The organism is Candidatus Enterococcus wittei (assembly GCF_002140175.1).
Classification (GTDB): domain Bacteria; phylum Bacillota; class Bacilli; order Lactobacillales; family Enterococcaceae; genus Enterococcus_B; species Enterococcus_B wittei.
In genome coordinates, this window is sequence record NZ_NGMO01000003.1 from 292,940 (window position 1) to 313,439 (window position 20,500).

The following is a 20,500-nucleotide window of genomic DNA, read 5'->3' on the forward strand; positions in this document are numbered from 1 at the left end:
ATATAAATATAAAAAATATTTAATATTATTTCTTATAACCTCAAATCATTCTCTGCTTAACCTTATCTATCAGTAATGGACACAAAAAAAGGAGTAGCCTAAGCCACTCCTTTTTCACAATAAAAACAATTTGTACAAAGACAGTAAAGTCCGTTTATTGATTACTGATTAGATGAATGATTATTCACTAACAGTAACATCGCCTGTTACTGAAGCACCATCTTCATCAAGTTTTGCTGAATCTTTGTATTCTTGTTTTTCAAATGTTACGTTGCCTTCTACTTTAGCACCATTTAAGACAAAGCCATTTGCTTTTACAAGTACATCACCTTTGATTGTTCCGTGAACGATGTTTGTATTTTCAGATTCGATGATCAATTCAGGAACTGTCATTGTGTATTCAGCTGTCACATTACGGTCATCATCTTGTGAGTATAATGCAATTTTTCTGTAGATATCTTGACTATCGTCATCTTTATCATGGAATTCACCAGCAACTGTTACGTCATTTGTGAATGTTACATCGTTAGTTGCTGCAATGATCCAGTTTCCATCAGCAGACATTGCTTTTTCTAAAACTGTTGGGTCATCACTGATTGAAGCAGTTGAAACAACATCTGCTGTGCTTTCAGTAGTACTTACTTCTGTTGTTGATGCTTCTGAACTTGAATCTTTTGATGTATCATTACTATCAGAGCTACATGCACCTAACACTAATAATGCAGTTGCTGTAAGACCTAAAATAGATAGTTTTTTTGCTAACATAAAATCGCTTCCTCTCTTTTTTTAACTCATAGAAAATTATACCATGGATGTTTCTCCATGTGAAATAATTTTCATAAAAAGTATTTCATCGATAAAATTTCTTTTCACTAACTTCTCGTTCCTTTGTCTCTTAGCTATGGAAAACTATCCATGATCTTAGACGAGTCAATCTATTGATCAAAACCGATCAATTCTGTATTATCAACAAAGAAATCAAAGAACCCTGAATTCGGCATTGGATGAAAATATGCATTGATCACACGAATCAGTGCATTGTGACACACAAGTAAATACACATTCTCTTCATCTGCTAGACATTCTTTTAGTAGCGGAGTTACACGAGCATATACATCCAAGACGGATTCACCATTGGGAAACCGTACAGCAAATTCTGTTCTTGCTTCTTGAAAAACCGTTTCTTGGCTAGGCATTCCATCATACTCACCAAAATCCATTTCCATCAAACGATCATCTGATGTCATTGGTAACTGGATCTTTGTTGCCACTGCTTGAGCGGTATCTTTTGCACGTTGTAGCGGTGAATGGATAATCTTAGTGACCGGTATATCCAATTTTGCTACCTTTTCCGCCAACATCTCTGCTTGTAACTTTCCTTTATCTGTCAACTCGATATCTGCTCTTCCACAGACTAATCCTTGTGCATTCCAAGTTGTCTCGCCATGTCTTGTTACATATAGCATTTAATCATTCTCCTTTATCTCAATCTATTTCGATTGTAGCATAACTTTCTTAACGTAGTTGAGAGATCGATTTTACGAATGAATTCACGATTCCCATTTCCTATTGCTTCGAATCTTCTTGTAATTCGATACGTTGTGTCGCCACTTTCTCTAAAAAACGCTGATCATGATCAACGATCAACATCGCAGGCCTTACTTGTAAAAGCAATTGTTCGATCTGCTCTTGATTGAAAACATCAAGGTAATTGAGCGGTTCATCCCAAATATATAAATCAGCCGTTTGTGCCAGTGACTTTGCTAATTCAACCTTTTTCCGCTGCCCCATACTCATCTTCTCGATCCGTGTATGGAACACTTCACGTTCCATTCCTAGTTTACGTAAATTATTAATAAATAGTTGGTAATCCAACTGGTGCTTATCCGAAAATTCTGCCAACGTTCCTGTATTGTCTTCGTAATCTTGACGTACATAACTAATCTTGAGATTTGCCGGTTGTATGACTTCCCCTTGACTGATTCCACCAAATGTACCAAGTAAAAATTGGAGGATCGATGATTTTCCTATTCCATTTGGCCCTGATAATGCCACACATTGCTGTTGTTCAATAATAAAATTGATTGGTTCAAATAGCCAATCTTCATAACCTAACTGTAAATTTTCCACTGTCAATATGCGTTTGTGATGGGAACGATGAGGGTTCATTGCTAACGCATCAATGTATTCGATATCTTTTAATAATTTTTCCTTTTCACTGATTTGAGACTCCATGCGCTGAACGATTGCTTTTGAACGTTTCATCGTTCGTGCAGCATCTGCCCCCACTGCACCACGATCAACCCTTCTGGCTTCTGTATCAATAAAGCCGACTTTTTTCTTTGTCTTATCCTTTTCACGTGAACGGGACCATTCCGCTTTTTCTGCGGCTGTTTTCTTTAAGCGCGTCACTTCTTTTTTGATTTTATTGTTTTGAGCCAATTCAAATTCGTCTTTTTTTCGTTTTTGTTCCTCATAAATGGAATAATTTCCTTGATAGATCTCCACTTTGCTTTTTTCGATCACCAATAGATGATCCACGACTTCATCAATAAATGAGCGGTCATGACTGATCACGATAAACCCTTGTTGTTTCTTTCTAAGATACTTCGCCACCTGTGCTCGCCCTACTACATCTAAATGATTCGTCGGTTCATCGATCAAGGGGAAATGCTTGTCGTCGGTGAACAATAAAGCAAGCAAGACTTTTGTTTTTTCTCCGCCAGATAATGTTTCAAATGGCCGCCAGATAATCTCAGGGTCTGTTTGCATCAATGTCAATTCTCGTTCGATCTCCCAAAGTTCAAATGCCCCGAGCTCCATCAAAACGTCATACGTCAGGCGATCAACAGCTTCGACTGATTGAGGGAAATAATTAAAATTTTGTTGATGGATCACTTGTCCTTGATAAGGAACCTGATTTTGCAAAATACGCAATAAAGTCGTTTTGCCCCGACCATTTCTGCCAATCAAGCCAAGTTTCCAATTCGTGTCCAAATTCAAACTTACTTCGTCAAACAATAATGTTTCCTGGCTATCATAGCCAAACGTGACATTCTTTAATTCAATAGTTGTCATACTTTTCACCTCGTAAAAAAAGACCAGTCCTATTTTCAGAACTGGTCAAAAAGACGGGTAAAAAAAAGACCCATCCATTGAAACTAGCCAATTCTGAAAATCTGCATACTGCTTCCTTGTTCTTTCAAGGTACAGTAAATTTGCAGCTTCAACCAATTGACTTAGTTTTTCAATGCACGGATCCCTCGTTTCATTTGATTTGCCACTAGATTACCATAGATATTTTAAAGGTGTCAACTAAATTCATTAGTAAAAAGATGAGAAAGTGCAGTTGAAAGTAATTGGACTTTTTCCAGTGTCTCATGAGGATCCATCGCTTCCGCCAACGTTATCGGTCCAAATTGGATACTGAAAATGCTAGGGAGAAAGCGAGTCAGTTCACCTAACTCCTTTTCTCTGCTTCCACAAATCCCAATGATTTTTTTATGGTGCTTTTTTGCAAGAAGAGCGACCCCATATGGTACTTTTCCATGAATCGTCTGTTGATCGATTCGTCCTTCACCGGTGACAATGATATCTGCTTCTTTAACTTGCTCTTCTAAACCTACTAACTCAGCCACCAGCTGAAACCCAGATTGCATGGTCGCCCCTAATAAAAATAAAGCACCCCCAATACCTCCAGCGGCTCCACTTCCAGGTAAATCATCCAAGTCAAGAGATTGGCTAGTCTTTATTTGATCCACTATTGACTTTGCTTGCTGATCTAAAAAGGCTAATGTGTCGGGCGTTCCTCCTTTTTGTGTTCCAAACAATAAAGCAGCTCCGAGTTCTCCTGTATAGGGACTCGTCACATCTGAAGCAATGGTCAATTTAGTCGTGATCGGCATTAATGTATGAAGATCCAATTCTTTGACGGAGAGCAAAGGATTGCCTTCTGTCACACCGACTAGTGTAGCTCCAAGAGACTGCAACAATCCTAAGCCACCATCTGAACAGCCACTACCGCCTAATGCAATAATGATCTCATCTGGTTGTTGTTTGATGGCATCTTTGATCAACTCACCTAAACCAAAACTCGAAGCAAGACGGATCGTTTGATCTGTCGGTTTAGATAGTAAATCGATGCCCACTACTTCTGCTGACTCAATAATAGCAATCTTCTTATGATTATACATAGTTACTAAGTATCGAGATTCCTTCTGACGAAAAAGCAGATCCATCCCTTGCACCTTTTTCCATTCTCCACCCAGTGTATGATATATTGCTTCAGTCGTGCCTTCTCCGCCGTCAGCGATCGGTTGATTGCTCTTTTTTCCATTAGTCATCCAGCCATTTAAGACCGCTTGGTTCAACTCTACCGATGAGGCACTTCCCTTGAAGGAATCAATCGCCGCAAGTACATTCATTTTACCTCTCCTTACAGTTTCAACTTTACTTTCCTTGTCCATCATATTCATACCATTCAAATACCTGTGGATCAACACCTTCGAATCGTTTGGCCCAAGTTTTCGCATCAAAGAACTCGATGATTTCAGAAGCAACGGGTCGATAAGGTGTATTCAAAAACTCAGGCAATTCCTTTAAGTCTCTTTCTTGCAACAAAAAAATATTTTGGGGATCATAGAAACGGTATCCAGAAATAGCTAGGTTGTCTGTCACTAATTTTTTGTTAAAAAAAATAGACTCAAATGTTCGTAATGTCACACCACTTTGACCTTCTCGAAGCAATTCCAAGATGCCTCGTGAACCACTCGTTAATTTTAAATAGTCCGCATAGGTTAAATAACCAGCTTGATCATTGCCACGACTTGGCAATATATAATAATGACTAGTGATCCCAAGTTTATCGAATGCTTTTTTATAATGATCTGCTCGTTCTTTTCGACCATTGTCGGTAGCACCGAAAAATAAATCACTCGTTTGTTCACTATGTGGTAATTGCATCTGTTTAGAATAAAAAGAACTGTTGTGTTTAAGACCTAAAGCCTTTGCTTCTAGAATATCAAAATGATAAATATCGTCAATGGCAGAAGATTGTTGAGCGTTTTTCAAAAGTTGATGATGCTCCTCCCGAAAATGGTTCCAAAAAAACAAAATGATTTTTGCATTCGTATAAGGACGCACACGCTCAGCAAATTGGATCTCAAATCCATAATCCAAAAAAATAATCATTTGATACGCCTTTAAACGAGCTTGAAAGGAAGACATCACTGATGGATCAGTTAATTCTTTCGCTGAAATCACATCCAGAGAGTCAATAGATGGAAAGAAATAGAGAGATTTGTTTTTCGCTACAAGTAAAATTGAATGTTGGTTCATGGTTATTTCCTCCCTTTGCTCCTCTAAGATAATCATTGTTTGAGTTCTTTCATCATTAAATAGAGGGTGTTTTATTTCTATGATAGCCTTTTTTAAATATAAAAAGCGAGTGAAACGCTTTCTACGACTTACTTTACTTCTTATTTCAAAAGTCAAGAAGAGTACTTGGGCATCTTCTAAATTTAAGAATACGCTCACACAAAAATATTTTTTCAGAATAGTTGAAATTATCTGATAATTTGTTATGATAAGACATATTATTTTATGATGGTGAATCAAACGAACACATAGAAAAGAGGCTGTTTATGGAACATACAAAAGAGAAAACATTGAAAAAACAACTAAACTCTAGACATATCACTATGTTGGCACTTGGCGGTGCCATTGGAGCTGGATTATTCAAAGGAAGCGGTGAAGCAATTGGTATCGCTGGTCCTGCTGTCTTATTGGCTTTTTTGATTGGCGGCGCTATTTTGTTTATCGTCATGAACGGATTAGGCAAACTCGTTTTAGATGGTGGCGATACGCATCACGGATTATCTGGACTGATTCGTCCATACTTAGGGAACCATTCCGCAGATTTTGTGGACTGGGTCTACTATTCGATGTGGATGATCAATATTATTGCTGAGGCTGTAGCAGCTGCTTCGTTTATGCAATTATGGTTTCCTCATGTACCCGCTTGGTTTTTCATCTTGATGTTGGCCATTTTGACAACATTGATCAACCTCTATTCCGTTCGGTTATTTGCCGAAACTGAATACTGGTTAGCCTTTGCAAAAATCAGCGTCATTGTGTTATTGATTATTTTTGGACTCTATTTAGTTGGGCAACAAATGTTGGGTACCGGCGTCTTTCCTACATTAAGCCAGCTAACTTCTCACGGAGGCTTTACTCCTCATGGGTTGAAAGGAGTCATCAGTTCATTATTAGTCGTTATTTACTCGTATGGGGGCTCTGAATTAATTGCTATCACCGTCAGTGAAGCGGATGATCCTAAAAAAGCGATTCCTAAAGCGATCAAAGGGGTCATGGGGCGGATCGTTTCTTTTTATTTGATTCCTTTATTTTTATTATTGATCCTTTTCCCTTGGAAGACACTTGCAGGGTCCTCTGTCAGTCCTTTCGTGATGGTCTTTGAACAGATGAACATTCCATTTGCCGGAGACATTGTGAATTTTGTCATTGTACTGGCCTTATTTTCTTCCATTAATTCTGGAGTCTACGCTTCTTCTCGTCTTTTATTTTTCCGATTAAAAGATAAGAAAGGAAATGTCAATAAATTAGCGAAATTAAATAAACATCAAGTTCCCCAACGCTCTGTTTTCTTTTGTACAAGCGTGTTGTATATCGGTGTGATTCTTTCCTATTTTGTAGGAGATAAGTTATTTGGTTATCTTGCCGGTTCTCTTTCTTATACGATCTTAGTCATCTGGATGATGATCAGTGCTGCAGCGTTCCACTTAGCTCTCAAAAAGGGAACCATAAAAGATAAAAGCTTTAACTTGTTCGCATTGATTGCTTTAAGCTTGATATTTATTGGTATTTTGATGACAAATACATTAGGTGTTACAATTTTGACTGCCCTCTTATATGCCATGATTTTCTTTAGTTATCAAAAGAAAAATGATGTTTTCCATTTAGAAAATGAATCTTTTTCATCTGTGAATTAGTCCCATTTACAATTTCCACTAAAAAAAGCCGAAGAATCTGAAAATAGCTTTTACTATTTTCGAGATTTCTCGGCTTTTTTTGGCTATAAAATATAATTGTTACTTTAATTTCAAGAGACTTATACTGATTCTTTAGCGATTTTCAAAGAACTTGTTTCTTCTTTTCGTTTGGTCACTCCTAGCCCTGTAAAAGCACTAACCAATGAAAATACTGGCGAAAGTAGACTGAAAAAGACAAATGGCAAATAATTGATCGTTGGTACCCCAAACGTACTCGCCACAAAGCTTCCGGCAATTCCCCAAGGTATTAAGTAATTGATTACCGTCCCACCATCTTCTAGTGTACGCCCTAAAACTGTTGGATCATACCCAGCTTTCTTGTAGGTTTCTTTAAAAGCATTCCCAGGTAAGATTACTGATAAAAATTGTTCGCCGATAAATAAGTTAACACCGATACTGGTCATCAAAGTAGTAAAAATCAGTCTTGGTGTATTGGTCATCTTTTTGGATACCACTTCCATGACTGTGGCAATCAACCCAAACTCTATCAGCAATCCACCTAATGAAAGTGTCAAGATGATGAGCGAGACTGTTGGCATCATACTTTCGATACCACCGCGACTTAATAAAGAATCGATTTGCGTATTACCAGTCGAAGATACGAACCCTGATTCAATTACTCTAGCTAACTCAGCAAATGAAGTGTTTGGATTTTGTATGAAGATCATTCCTATAGCAGCAACAATATTTAATAGAATCGTTAAAATTGCTGGTACTTTTTTCCATGCGCAAAGCAACATCAACAATAAAGGAAGAAATGCCCAGAAAGAAATCGTAAAGTGGTTTTCAAGTACTGCAGTTACTTCTTGGATTTTATTCAAACTTGTTCCCTTGTCAGTATGTCCCAAAACCATAAACAATCCTAATGAAACAACAAAAGCTGGAATAGTCGACCACATCATATGTTTAATATGTTTAAATAGATCTGCTTCAACGATAGCAGCTGTGAGATTCGTTGATTCTGATAAGGGAGACATTTTATCCCCAAAAACAGCTCCCGAAACAATTGCCCCAACAATCAATGGTGGATTGAGCCCTAAAGTGACACCAATACCGAAAAAGGCGATACCAATTGTAGACATTACAGTAAAGGCACTTCCAACAGCGCTTCCGATGATGGCACAGACAACAAAGATCGAAGGAACAAACCAAGGGATACTGATGAATTTGAATCCTACCACCATTAAGGTAGGAATGATCCCCGCTTGAATCCACACAGCAATCAAGGCTCCAACTAGCATAAAAATAAATATTGGGATGATGCCCGGTTTGAGCCCTTTAATGATCCCTTCATGCAACAAATCGCTTGGATATTTCTTACCTACCGCATAGAACATAACCAAACTGATTGCGATTAAGATAGCGACATTAGGTGAAATCTTCAACCCTACTACCCCAATTGAAATCGTGGCTACAATGATAACTAGCATAATAACTGCTTCTAAAAATTTTGGACTTCTTTTATTCGTCATATTCATTCTCCTCTTTTAGTTTACTAAGTCTAAAAAAAGAGCAGATATCGTATCACTCCGCCGCAATTCATTGGCATTTCCTCCTTTGATAAGACAAAAAGATCTGTTTTCAACTAAGGACGAATGACTCCGCGGTACCACCTTAATTAAAAACAGATCTGTTTTTCACTTTATATCACTTATTCAATTTTATGACTTTCCATGTAATTCATCAGCTAGGCTTGATCGGTTCACAGCAACCACCGACTTTCTGAACAAAACACCTAATCTGCTACTTTGTGAAAAGTTAACTTTCATGAAGTTTACCCTCTCACTTCTTTTTTGTCAATAGGTAAATTACATCGCTTTCCATCTTTGCCCCGATCAATCCCCTTCTTTTGATCTTTCAGATGTAGTTATAAAGAAGCTCCTTTTCCTTATATAGTAAGATTGATCTGGAAAACGAAGGGCTTATCACTTACGCTTTTTTATTATCAAAGATTATTAGACTGTTTATTTTCCATCTTTGATTCTCATCGTTACTTTTGTTGAAGGATTTCTTGATGCTCTACTTTTATTTTTTTTAATAGATTCGGTTGTTCAAACAGATCCAAAGCTGTTGCGGCTAGTAGTTCGGCTGCAATCGCAATCGAGGCCAAGCTTTTTTCACTTTTAGCTGCTGCTTTGAATTCTTCTGAATGTCCTGCAATATAACTGTCAGAGATAGACACAGTGGGTTGGATTGTTGGAATTACCTGACTTACATTTCCAACATCTGATGAACCAAGACTCGTCTGTTCTGTGGCATCAATTTCTTCACTTGGTACACCAGCTTCTGTGGCATGCTGGAAGAACAATTCATCAAAAGTAGGAGTCACGATCACATCATCAACTGCATTCTGGAATAATCCAAACTCATAGCTAGTTCCAGTACTTAATGCTGCCCCTTTCACGATGTTTTCTACTTTTTGATACACTTCATCCAAGGTTTGACGATTTTTTGCCCGTAAATAGAATCTTCCTGCAGCATACTCAGGAATCACATTAGCGGCCACGCCGCCATCTGTGATGATGCCATGGATATTGACATCTTTTGGTAAGTGTAACCGTAAGGCATTGATTCCATTAAACACTTGGATCAATGCTTCTAAAGCATTTACTCCTTTTTCAGGTGCCGCTGCGGCATGGGAAGCTTTTCCATAGAACTTAATATCTACTGGGTCGTTAGCTAATGATTCTGTGGTTTTTCCATAACGATAAGCAGGATGGACACAAAGAGCCGCATCTACATCTTCAAAAAATCCTTCGCGAACAAAACTTCCTTTCGCGGAACCATTTTCCCCACCTTCTTCACCAGGTGTCCCATACACACGAATCTCTCCTCCTGTCTCATCAATATGCTCCCGCAAAACACTAGCTGCCAATACGGAATAAGTGCCAAATAAATTATGGCCACAGGCATGTCCGATTCCTGGTAACGCATCGAATTCTGCGAGAAAAACGATTGTTGGTCCTGCTTTTCCAGAAGTATAGCGTGCGTCAAAGCCTGTCCGATGACCGGCTACATTTTTTTTGACTGAAAAACCTTCTTTGACTAATTGATTGACCAAAACTTCTGAAGAATAAAATTCATAATTACTCACTTCAGGATGTGCATGGATATCTAAGGCGAGTGCTTGATAGTCAGTTAAACGCTGCTGGATCGCTTCTTTAAAAGAATGTGTAGGTAAAGTAATTGTTGTCATAGTGGTTCCCTCCTGATTTTTGATTATTTACGTCCAAATGTTTCCCAAGCTGGTACACTGGAACCCTTAGATGTTTTTTCGATAACTTTCGCTGTTTCATCTGTTTGATAGGTATCCACGATTTTTTGATAAATCTCATCATCCGCATCTTCTTTTCGTGCCACGATAATGTTGACATAAGGTTTTGCACGATCATCCACAGGTTCTAAAAAGATCGCATCACTTGCTGGATTCAAACCAGAGTCTACAGCGACCCCACTATTGATGACAGATAAATCAACATCATCTAAAGCTCGCGCTGTTTGTGAAGCATCTAATTCCGAAATCACTAATTTTTTCTTATTTTCGGTAATATCAGCGGTCGTCGGTGTTTGTCCTTTTGTTGGATCTATTTTGATCAACCCAGCATTTTGCAATAAGAGCAAGGCTCTCCCACCGTTTGTAACATCATTAGGGATTGCTACTTTTACACCTTCCTTGATCGAATCGATGGATTGGATGGAATTGGAATAGATACCTAATGGAGCATTCACTGTATTCCCAATTGAAACTAAATCGGTACCGTGTTCTTCATTGTAGTTATCCAAAAAGAACTGATGCTGAAACGCATTCAAATCAATCGAGCCATCCGCCAATGCTGCATTTGGTTGATTGTAATCGGTAAATTTTACATATTCTAAATGAATGTTTTCTTTTTCTAAACGCTCTTTGACATCATCCCAAACATCGGTATCTTCTCCGATAACGCCTAATTTGACTGTGGTTTCTTTTTTAGTATCTGTATCAGCTTTTCCTTGACTACAGCCAGTCAACCAAATAAGTGCAACCAATGAAAGTACGGTAAAACGAATAATTTTTTTCATATCTATTCCTCCAGTTTTTAATGTGAGATTTTCTTTATCAGTAAATTACTGATCCATTGACTCAAAAAGACAAGGATCAAAATGAGTAATGTCGCAACAATTGTTACATCGGTCTGAAATCGATTATAGCCTCGTGAGATCGCTAAATTGCCTAATCCTCCTGCACCAACTGCACCAGCCATCGCCGTCAAACCAATCACATTGATGATCGTAAGGGCTGATACACGAATGATCCCTGGCAATCCTTCAACTAAATAAACTCTAAAAATAATCCCAGCAGGGCTTGTTCCCATTGCCTGTGCGGCTTCAATTACTCCGTGATCGACTTCTAGTAACGCTATCTCCACTTGTCGAGCAAAGAAAGGTACGACCCCAAAAATCAATGGTACCAACGCCGCTTTTGCACCGATCGTCGTACCTACTAAAAAACGAGTGGTAACAGCAAGTAAGGAAAGTAAAATAATAAATGGAATGGAGCGGACGATATTGATCATTTTATCTAAAATGCCATAAAATATAGGATTCTCAAGTAACCCATTTGGACGAGTGACGACTAACACAATGCCACATAAAAGACCAAGTAAGCCACCAATAAGTGCGGTCCAAAATGACATATATAATGTTTGTTTGGTTGCCTCATAAAATTCATCCGAAATTAAATAGGCATTCGGTAAATAGGTTTCAAAAAATTGTGTCATTTCATCGTCCTCCTTTAATGATTTTTATTTTCTCTAGAACTTCATTTTTTTGTAAAATCGTTGCTTGCACACCTGATTTGACTAAATATGCTAGTGCTTTTTCCCGCTGATGATTTTCTCCTGACAATGTCACAATCAATTGGCCTAAAGGTGTCTCCTGTAATAGTTCAACATTTCCGTATAATATATTGGCACTTACTTGATATTTACTGTATAACTGTGCAATTAACGGTGCATTGGTTTGATTCCCAACATATTTCAATTCCACTAGCCATTTATTAGTAAGCTGATCTGCAAAAGCTGGATGTGATCGGATTGTTTCCAAAGCTTGATCGATATGAGTGGCTGTCCGAATAAATTCCTTCGTTAACTCTTCTTTTGGTTGACTGAAAATCTGAATGCTACTACCTTTCTCGATCACTTCCCCTTTTTCCATCACCGCCACCTTATTGCAAATCTCTTTAACTACTTGCATTTCATGAGTAATCAAGACGATTGTTAGTCCTAATCGCTGATTCAACTTTTTCAATAATGCTAAGATTTGATGAGTCGTTTTAGGATCAAGCGCGCTGGTCGCTTCATCGCAAAGCAAAACTTGTGGGTCGTTTGCTAATGCTCGAGCAATGGCTACTCGCTGCTTTTGACCTCCTGATAATTGTTTAGGATATGCAGAAGCTTTATCTTCTAGGCCAACAATTGCTAGGAGTTCATTCACTTTTTGACGACGTTCCTGTTTCGATTTTTTCGTGTATTTCAATGAAAAATCGACGTTGTCAAAAATCGTTCGGCGTTCCATCAGATTAAAATGTTGAAAGATCATCCCAATGGTCTTACGTTGACCTCTTAGGTCTTTATTTGAAAGTTTACCTAGATCCGTATGATCGATCACGACTTTCCCACTTGTTGGTTTTTGCAGGAAGTTCATCACACGGACCAAGGTACTTTTCCCTGCACCTGAATACCCTACAATGCCGTAGACATCCCCTTTTTCGATTGTAAGATCGACATTCTTTACTGCGTGAATTGTTTTTTCTTGCTGTTGAAATGAAACACTGACCCCTTGCAACTCAATCATTTTTACTCCTCCTCTATGTTAAAATAGCAAAAGGCGTCCTCAAGAAAATGAACGATCATTTTCTTGAGGACGCCTTTTTTAGCGTGTTACCACCTCATGTTTGAGCTACACTCACATATAGCTCCTCTTCAAGTACAAACATACTCTAGCAATCTAACGGTTGCGCCCGTCACCGCCTCACAAATTTGCTCGGGATGAAATGCTCAATAGCCATTTTCCAAACTTTCCACCTTGCTTCTTCTCAGCTACCAAAGCTCTCTGTTAAAGGTTTCTTTGCTTGTACTTACTATCTCATTGCAAAAAATATAAAAAAAAATCCTTTTACTGATCAAAAATCAGTAAAAGGACGACGTATCGTGGTACCACCTTTATTCGGAAGTTTCCTTCCCTCAGTCCAACATCTCTATAAGAAAGATTGGTTGTCATTTTAACGGTCGACATTTTCCGAACCTGCCTACTTATCGACAGATTATTCTCCAAGGCCATTTTTCAACTTTTCAAACTTGACTCTTTGCACCAGACAGAGCCTCTCTTTGAAGTATCCAAGTTTACTTTCCTTATCAACGAAAACTATATTTAGTTATTGAGGATACTTTATCGAATTAAAAATAAAAAGTCAAGCAGAAAAATTAAGAAAATTTAATTTTTGCTCTTATCCAGCATATCAAGCACAGCTAAAAGATCTTTTCCTTCCGCTAAAAGCAATAAGTTAGCTTTATCATTAGCAGAATAGTTACGGTTAAAACTTGAGTCTGGTATCAAGACCACACCAAGACCTGCTCTAGATGCAGAGGTGGCGCCTACTAAAGAATCTTCAACAGCAAATGCTTCTGTGGGCAAAAGTCGAGATTTTTCTAATGCTGTCAGATAAGGGACAGGCGAAGGTTTATTCTCAGAGACTTCATCCCCAAAAGTAAAAGTATCAAAATAAGGTGTCAATGCAAAATGTTCTAATATATCCGTTGCTCTTTTTGTTACGGTTGTCGTTGCTAAACCAAGAACTAATCCTCTATTTTTTAATTCTTTTAACACTTCTATAGCATGAGGTTTTAATTGGATCGCATCACTTTCAAGTTGTTGATAAAAATACTCTTCTCGTTTTTCTCGAACTTTTTGAACCATTTCTGGACTTCCAGCGATATCAACTAAAATCTCATAACTTTGTTTCCAATTTTTTCCACCCCACGCATCAACGATTTCCTGAGACATCGTCAGATCAAACTGCTGGAATCCCCACAGCCAACCATCACGATACGTTTTTTCTGTATCGACTAACAAACCATCTAAATCAAATATTGCGCCTTTCATTACTCACAATTCCTTTCAAAAAAAACAATAACCACAGTGTATCATGTTTTTTTCATGAAAACCAATTAAGGTTGTGAGGGAAGCGTTCTGCACTGAGGCATAAGGAGGGAAAATAGAAAATGGTTCCCCACATTTTTTATTTTTTCGACTTATGTCCAAAGTGCAGCTTCTCGAACACCGTTTATCAAGGTTATGAAAAAGCCGGTTAGCTCCGAGTATTAAGAAGGAACTTGGGAAAATAGCTCCTCATATTTTTTCAAGTTTCGACTTAATATCGAAAGAGCTGGCTTTTGAACACCGTTTATTGAGGTTGTGACAACAGCGCTTTGATCTGAATATTAAGACAGGAAATTGAAAAATAGCTTCCCATATTTTACAATTTTTTTGCTTAATATTGAAGATCAGCTGTTGGAATACCGTTTATCAAGGTTGTGAGAGAAGCATTCTGTTCTGCCTCGCAAGAAAAATATTCTTACAATGAGCATTACAAATGAACTGTAGAAAATATGCTTGATATATCTTATTTTCTTCATTCATGTAATTATATTTTTTCTGAAATTTTCTTAATTCTCTTATCTCTTCTAATTACTGTTAGCTGAACGATAAACTTCCCATCGGTTGTTGGTTCATTACTCATTTATAATAATTCGCCAAATTTATGGATATAGATTTTTTTCACAAAAGTAACAAGAGCTAAATAGGCCACCACTGTGATAATCAACCAAATCCAGTAATTACTTGGCAATGGTAATAAGCCTAACTCTGAGCCAAAATTCGTAAAGGGTAAAATAGACCCAGCAACGATTCCTAACGTTGTGATCGAAACCATTACGAAGGTTCCATTACTTTGCAAGAATGGTACTTTTGGTGTCCGTAAAGCATGCAGGACAAGTGTTTGTGTCCATAAAGATTCAACAAACCACCCTGCATGAAATAATGCAATAAACACGATTTGTTGGGAAGCTGTCAAAGTATGGAAACTGCCGCCGACAACTGCAGGACAAATCACAAAGTACATGAGCAAATACGTAGTGATATCAAAAATAGAACTTGTTGGTCCAAAGTAGATCATAAATTTCCCGATACTAGAAGCTTCCCATTTTTTAGGTTCATGCAAATATTCTTTGTCCATTTTATCCCAAGGAAGTGAAATACATGAAACATCATAGATCAAATTCAAAAATAGAATCTGTAAGGGTAGCATAGGTAGAAAAGGTAAGAAAGTGCTGGCAATCAATACTGAAAACATATTCCCAAAATTTGAACTTGCAGTTGCTTTGATATATTTCATAATGTTCCCAAATGTTTCTCTACCAGACAACAAACCATTTTCTAAAATCATCAAATCTTTTTCTAATAGGATCACATCTGCTGATTCTTTGGCAATGTCTACTGCTGTATCCACTGAGATTCCAATATCCGCAACTTTCATCGCTGGTGCATCATTGATGCCATCTCCTAAGAATCCAACTGTATGACCATTATGACGGAGTGCTGTGGTCAAACGTGCTTTTTGTTGAGGATTCAATTTGACGAATACATTATGCGCTTCAGCTACTTCTTTTAATTGCTGATCATTCATCTGTGCGATTTTTTCTCCAGTAATCAACTCATTGATTTCTAATCCCACTTGACGACAAACTGACCTTGTCACTAATTCATTATCACCGGTCAGTACTTTGACAGCTACGCCGTGATTTTTCAGTGCTTTGAGGGCTTGTTTTGTTGTTTCTTTTGGTGGATCTAGAAAAGCAAGATAACCAATCAAGACCATTTCTGACTCATCTTTGACAGAAAATTCACCTACAACGCTAGAATTTGTCTTTTGCGCAACACCAATCACTCGCAAGCCATCTTCATTCATTTCTCTTACCTTTTCTAAGACCGTTTCTCTTTGCTTCAACGTTAGTGGAGAAACCACACCACCAAGATCAATGTACTCAGAAATGCTCAACATCTCTTCAATTGCACCCTTGGTAATCATTTGTGTTTTCCCAGTTGGATCTTCTACAACAACACTCATACGCCGACGTTCAAAATCAAATGGAATTTCATCTACTTTTTGATAATTGATTGTATTAGTATCCAATGTTTCCATTGCTTCATCAATGATCGCCACATCCAACAAGTTTTTCAACCCAGTTTGATAATAGCTATTCAAATAAGCATGACGTAAGACACGATCATTTTCATTTCCTTCACAATCCATATGGTATTCCAAAATAATTTTATCTTGTGTCAATGTTCCTGTCTTATCCGTGCATAAAACATCAATCGCGCCAAAGTTTTGGATGGCATTCAGATTTTTGATCACAGTTCCTTTTTTGGCCATGATACTTGCACCTTTGACAAGATTCGTCGTCACGATCATCGGTAACATCTCAGGTGTTAGACCAACTGCTACTGACAAACCGAAAAGAAATGCTTCTAACCAATCCCCTTTCGTCAATCCATTGATAACAATGACAGTCGGTGCCATCAATGCCATGAACTTGATTAACAGCATGGATGTTTTTTGGATCCCTAATTCAAAATTCGTTTTCACTGGTTGTTCAGATAAGGTTTGTGCCACATGACCAAACATCGTATGTTTCCCCACAGCAACAACGACGCCTTCTGCACTACCACTAATTACGTTGCTTCCCATAAAAGCAATATTTTCATAACTTGCTTCATTTTGACTTTCACTTGTACAAATAACGGCATGTTTTTCTACTGGATAACTTTCTCCAGTCAATGCTGCCTGTGATATAAATAAATCTTTTGCGGTAAGTAAACGAATGTCAGCAGGAATCATATCCCCAGCAGATAGACGAACTTGGTCACCGCAGACAATTTCTTCCATGGGGATTTCTTGATAGCTTCCTTGGCGTTTTACTGCAGCAGTCACTTTTACTAAAGATTTTAATTTTTCAGCTGCTTGATTGGAACGAACTGATTGGATCAACGTCATCATGCCGCTAACTAGTACCATTGTGAAAATAATTGCTACCCCAAAAAGATCTTTGTCACTAGGTGGTGCCATCACATATTCTGTCATGAATGAAATCACACCTAATGCAATCAATACAAGGGTAAACGGCGTAATAAATGCTTTGATCACTTCAACGAAAAGAGAAGTTTTCTTGCCATATGAAATACTATTTTCGCCATATAAATCTCTTGCTTTTTCAATTTGATCGTCAGACATTCCCTTTTCGGAAGTATGAAATAAGTCGAATAATTCTTGTTTCGTTTTTGCTGCAAATGTCCCATAATTTTTTTTTGTTTCATGTTTTTTTTCCATCTTGATCTTCTCCTTGTACTCTATCTAAAAGAAGCAACTTCTTTATTACTCTTTTTGACAGATTTCATTTTCAGATATCAAAGACGGAGCTTTTAAGGCGCTGAGAACAGATAGATAATAGTCTCAATTGCCAACTCCTAGTCTTTTTATTTTCCGGACTGTCATCCATTTGTTCTCATCTCCTTTATTGTGTAAGTCCATATATCCTTTCTCATTTTCAATCCAACGATCAATTTCCCAAAAAAAACACCTCCTTGTTTCAATTGGAGCTACTAAATAAGAGAAAAAGCAAAAAACCTTTCGCCAAAATTCAGCGAAAGGTCGTAAAAGCACACAAAAAAAGCTTCAATGATCTCATCGTTGAGTTTTGACACTGTACAACGTAAAAAGCAAATTACTTTGCTTTTAGCTACCTTATGAAAAGCCTTAAGTCGACAATTCCTGTTCTACCCATTGGCGTCTCTCGACGTTTTTGGGCAGTAGCCTGTGTTTGTATAGGAGCCTCACCTAACAAATCTTATTTAGTTTTTCCTTTTCCAATGTAACAACTATTCATGTAAATGTCAAATCCATTTCCAAAAATCTTTAGAAAGAGGGATTCGTTTGTCACACTTGATTTCTCTCGGTATAATAAAAGCATCTGAACAGTTAGGAGTGAAAGACATGGAACGTACACTTGTTATTATTAAACCAGATGGCGTAAGACGTCATTTGATTGGTGAGATTATTCAACGCTTCGAAAAGAAAGGATTGGCCATTGCGGAGATGAAATTTGGAACAATGACTAAAGAATTAGCAGAGGAACATTATCACCATCTAGCTGGCCGAAGTTTTTTCGACGAACTAATCGATTATATGACTTCCGGTCCTGTTGTCTACCTTGTCCTAACAGGTGAAGACGTGATCGACATCATCCGTAAAATGGTTGGTGCAACAAAAGCAGTTGATGCTGTATCGGGAACAATCCGTGGTGATTATGCCTTACCTGGAACAGAAAATATCATTCATGCCTCTGATTCACGGGATTCAGCAACCATTGAAATCGCTCGCTTTTTCCCACCCTTTGATACAAAAAAATAGAAAAATAATCATTTAGCCTATCCCCAAAAATTATAGGATCAGTCAGAAAATCGAAAAGATTTTCTGACTGACTCCAAAAAATCAAAGAGCCCTAAAAACAATGGAATATTCTCTTTTTAAGTATTTTTTTTATATGCCAATAATTTTTCCTCTAACTGCTCTCGCTCTTTTTGCCCCAATGTATATTCTATGACTGAAAATAACGATTCCATCTCTTCAATAATCACTGGTTCTCCTAATGCTGTAGCAATCAAGCGCCGATAATAATCAGACATCAACTTCTCATAAATCACGCTAGATTTCTCTTTATGAGCTAAGCTTCGATACATATCTTCATTGATACTTCGCGCTTTCTTGTATCGTTTCTTATCGATGTAATAAAGTGTCAAATTTTTAAGAAATAGGAATAAACAACGATCATACCCTTGCGGATCAATCACTTGACGCATCTTTTTTTTGATTTTCAAATAATTATTTTCAATAAACGAATCACTGAAAATAAAAGGAAATTCTGCCAATAATTCCAATTCAAACCGTCCATATTCTCTGATCTTCATAAAATAGTCTTCAATCATTCGGCATTCGTATCCTAAAAATTCTAATTGTAAATCAGGTTTAACTGTTGCTTTCCAATACATATGTATATTTAATACTAGATAATAAAGATCTGCTGTCTTTTTATAATGTTTGCGATTGTTAGCAATTTCTTTATATGGATCGAAATCTTCTTCCTGTACTTTGTTCAACAAGTGACGGCTTTTTTTGGCTTTCTTTGGCTCTTCTAACTGGTTGCGTAAGCACTCATATTCTGACAAGCTTATGTTTAGCCGATCCAAGAAAGCTTTTAAAGTCAAAAATGAAATTTTTTTGACTGTCTGGCTCTCTATTCCTACTAGTGAAGTCTTTGAACAAATCCCTTGAGCCAATTGTGTTTGCGTTAGTTTTCGGCTAATACGTAATTTCTTGATCAACTCTCCATCGTGCATAATCTTCCTCCTTTAATGATTGCATAAATTTATTTTTTTCAATAACTATTCTATGCTGTCAAATGATATATATTTGAATCATTGTTAAACTATTTCTTTGGATCCTCTATCGATCCTATCTCACTTCCTACCTTCATCTAATCGATCCATTGAAGAAATAATTATTGAAAAAATATACTGCATTCACTAATTAAGTACGCAAAAATAAAAAAAGTATTTGAAAATTAATCATCCCTCCCTTCAAAAGGATGGTTTGCACTAGGGCTATAAGTCCTTTACACCGACCAGCGCCTAAAGACGCTGGCTTTCTCATTTCATGTTCAAGCCATATTCCCTTTGCCACTTTTGCTCACCTTTAAAAAGGTGCTTGTATTACTCTCTAACCCTTAAAAGGGTCTTCATATTTTCGAATACTCAATTTATCTAGTGCTATATCATGTTTTTCTTGTTCTTGAATGTATTTTCTTATGGTTGTTTCATTCAATCCCCCTGTACTTACATAATAACCTTCTGCCCAAAAATGTCGGTTACCAAACTTATATTTTAAATTTGCATGTTTGTCAAAAATCATTCACGCACTTTTTCCTTTTAGATAGCCCATAAAACTGGACACACTCATTTTTGGTGGGATACTCAATAACAGATGAACGTGATTTGGCATCATATGTCCTTCTAATATTTCTACCCCCTTATATTTACATAACCGTTTAATAGTCTCTTGAATACTTGCTTGATATTGATTATAGATGATTTTTCTTCTATACTTTGGTGTGAATACAATGTGGTATTTACACAGCCACTTTGTATGGGCTAAATTATTTGCTTTATTAGCCATTTCTTATCCCTTCCTTTCGTTATCAATATGACCTGAACAATCATATTTTAACGATTTGAAGGGCTTTTTGATAGAACCATTTATTCCCCACCCGCATAGTAGG

General features: G+C 37.4%; 15 protein-coding genes, 1 pseudogene, 1 riboswitch and 2 other annotated features. Of the genes and pseudogenes, 2 read left to right on the forward strand and 14 right to left on the reverse strand.

Annotation, left to right across the window (positions count from 1 at the left end):
* Positions 1 to 180: 180 nt before the first annotated feature.
* The 5 genes from A5844_RS09275 to A5844_RS09295 form a co-directional block, all read right to left on the reverse strand.
* The gene (locus A5844_RS09275; RefSeq protein ID WP_086284904.1) at positions 181 to 765 is read right to left on the reverse strand and encodes a bactofilin family protein; all 585 of its coding nucleotides are present in this window, start codon (positions 763 to 765) and stop codon (positions 181 to 183) included.
* Between the two features lie 170 nt (positions 766 to 935).
* Positions 936 to 1,466 (reverse strand): histidine phosphatase family protein, encoded by a 531-nt coding sequence (locus A5844_RS09280; RefSeq protein WP_086284905.1) that lies wholly within the window; start codon positions 1,464 to 1,466, stop codon positions 936 to 938.
* A 100-nt stretch (positions 1,467 to 1,566) separates the two neighbouring features.
* Positions 1,567 to 3,078, reverse strand: a complete 1,512-nt coding sequence (locus tag A5844_RS09285) for an Lsa family ABC-F type ribosomal protection protein (RefSeq protein ID WP_086284906.1) — start codon at positions 3,076 to 3,078, stop codon at positions 1,567 to 1,569.
* Positions 3,079 to 3,311: 233 nt separating this feature from the next.
* The gene (locus tag A5844_RS09290) at positions 3,312 to 4,424 is read right to left on the reverse strand and encodes a glycerate kinase family protein (RefSeq protein WP_086284907.1); all 1,113 of its coding nucleotides are present in this window, start codon (positions 4,422 to 4,424) and stop codon (positions 3,312 to 3,314) included.
* Positions 4,425 to 4,449: 25 nt separating this feature from the next.
* Positions 4,450 to 5,337, reverse strand: coding sequence for a WaaS/CpsH family glycosyltransferase (locus A5844_RS09295; RefSeq protein ID WP_086284908.1), 888 nt, complete (start codon positions 5,335 to 5,337; stop codon positions 4,450 to 4,452).
* Positions 5,338 to 5,642: 305 nt separating this feature from the next.
* Here A5844_RS09295 and A5844_RS09300 point away from each other — a divergent pair, with 305 nt between their 5' ends.
* On the forward strand, positions 5,643 to 7,010 hold the full coding sequence (locus A5844_RS09300) for an amino acid permease (protein WP_086284909.1): 1,368 nt from the start codon (positions 5,643 to 5,645) through the stop codon (positions 7,008 to 7,010).
* 119 nt (positions 7,011 to 7,129) lie between these two features.
* Here A5844_RS09300 and nhaC read toward each other — a convergent pair whose 3' ends face one another.
* The 7 genes from nhaC to mgtA all read right to left on the reverse strand — a co-directional run bounded on the left by nhaC (position 7,130) and on the right by mgtA (position 17,496).
* Positions 7,130 to 8,542 (reverse strand): Na+/H+ antiporter NhaC, encoded by a 1,413-nt coding sequence (nhaC, locus tag A5844_RS09305; protein ID WP_086284910.1) that lies wholly within the window; start codon positions 8,540 to 8,542, stop codon positions 7,130 to 7,132.
* Between the two features lie 518 nt (positions 8,543 to 9,060).
* On the reverse strand, positions 9,061 to 10,266 hold the full coding sequence (locus A5844_RS09310) for a M20 family metallopeptidase (RefSeq protein WP_086284911.1): 1,206 nt from the start codon (positions 10,264 to 10,266) through the stop codon (positions 9,061 to 9,063).
* Positions 10,267 to 10,289: 23 nt separating this feature from the next.
* On the reverse strand, positions 10,290 to 11,129 hold the full coding sequence (locus A5844_RS09315) for a MetQ/NlpA family ABC transporter substrate-binding protein (protein ID WP_086284912.1): 840 nt from the start codon (positions 11,127 to 11,129) through the stop codon (positions 10,290 to 10,292).
* Between the two features lie 17 nt (positions 11,130 to 11,146).
* Positions 11,147 to 11,827, reverse strand: coding sequence for a methionine ABC transporter permease (locus A5844_RS09320; protein ID WP_086284913.1), 681 nt, complete (start codon positions 11,825 to 11,827; stop codon positions 11,147 to 11,149).
* A gap of 1 nt (position 11,828) precedes the next feature.
* A complete protein-coding gene (locus A5844_RS09325; RefSeq protein ID WP_086284914.1) occupies positions 11,829 to 12,902 on the reverse strand; it encodes a methionine ABC transporter ATP-binding protein in 1,074 nt (357 codons plus the stop codon).
* Positions 12,903 to 12,964: 62 nt separating this feature from the next.
* Positions 12,965 to 13,206: a binding site (T-box leader), on the reverse strand.
* A gap of 35 nt (positions 13,207 to 13,241) precedes the next feature.
* Positions 13,242 to 13,475, reverse strand: a binding site (T-box leader).
* A gap of 66 nt (positions 13,476 to 13,541) precedes the next feature.
* A complete protein-coding gene (locus tag A5844_RS09335; protein WP_086284915.1) occupies positions 13,542 to 14,210 on the reverse strand; it encodes an HAD family hydrolase in 669 nt (222 codons plus the stop codon).
* Positions 14,211 to 14,847: 637 nt separating this feature from the next.
* Positions 14,848 to 17,496: a magnesium-translocating P-type ATPase gene (mgtA, locus tag A5844_RS09340; RefSeq protein ID WP_086284916.1), complete on the reverse strand. Its 2,649-nt coding sequence runs from the start codon at positions 17,494 to 17,496 to the stop codon at positions 14,848 to 14,850.
* 345 nt (positions 17,497 to 17,841) lie between these two features.
* A riboswitch (M-box (ykoK) riboswitch) is annotated at positions 17,842 to 18,018 on the reverse strand.
* A gap of 141 nt (positions 18,019 to 18,159) precedes the next feature.
* On the opposite strand from mgtA, the gene ndk reads away from it, so the two are divergent.
* Positions 18,160 to 18,576: a nucleoside-diphosphate kinase gene (ndk, locus tag A5844_RS09345; RefSeq protein ID WP_086284917.1), complete on the forward strand. Its 417-nt coding sequence runs from the start codon at positions 18,160 to 18,162 to the stop codon at positions 18,574 to 18,576.
* Positions 18,577 to 18,692: 116 nt separating this feature from the next.
* Here ndk and A5844_RS09350 read toward each other — a convergent pair whose 3' ends face one another.
* Both A5844_RS09350 and tnpA read right to left on the reverse strand, forming a co-directional pair.
* Positions 18,693 to 19,562: a helix-turn-helix domain-containing protein gene (locus A5844_RS09350; protein ID WP_086284918.1), complete on the reverse strand. Its 870-nt coding sequence runs from the start codon at positions 19,560 to 19,562 to the stop codon at positions 18,693 to 18,695.
* 379 nt (positions 19,563 to 19,941) lie between these two features.
* Positions 19,942 to 20,397, reverse strand: a pseudogene (tnpA, locus tag A5844_RS09355) (IS200/IS605 family transposase).
* Positions 20,398 to 20,500 lie beyond the last annotated feature (103 nt).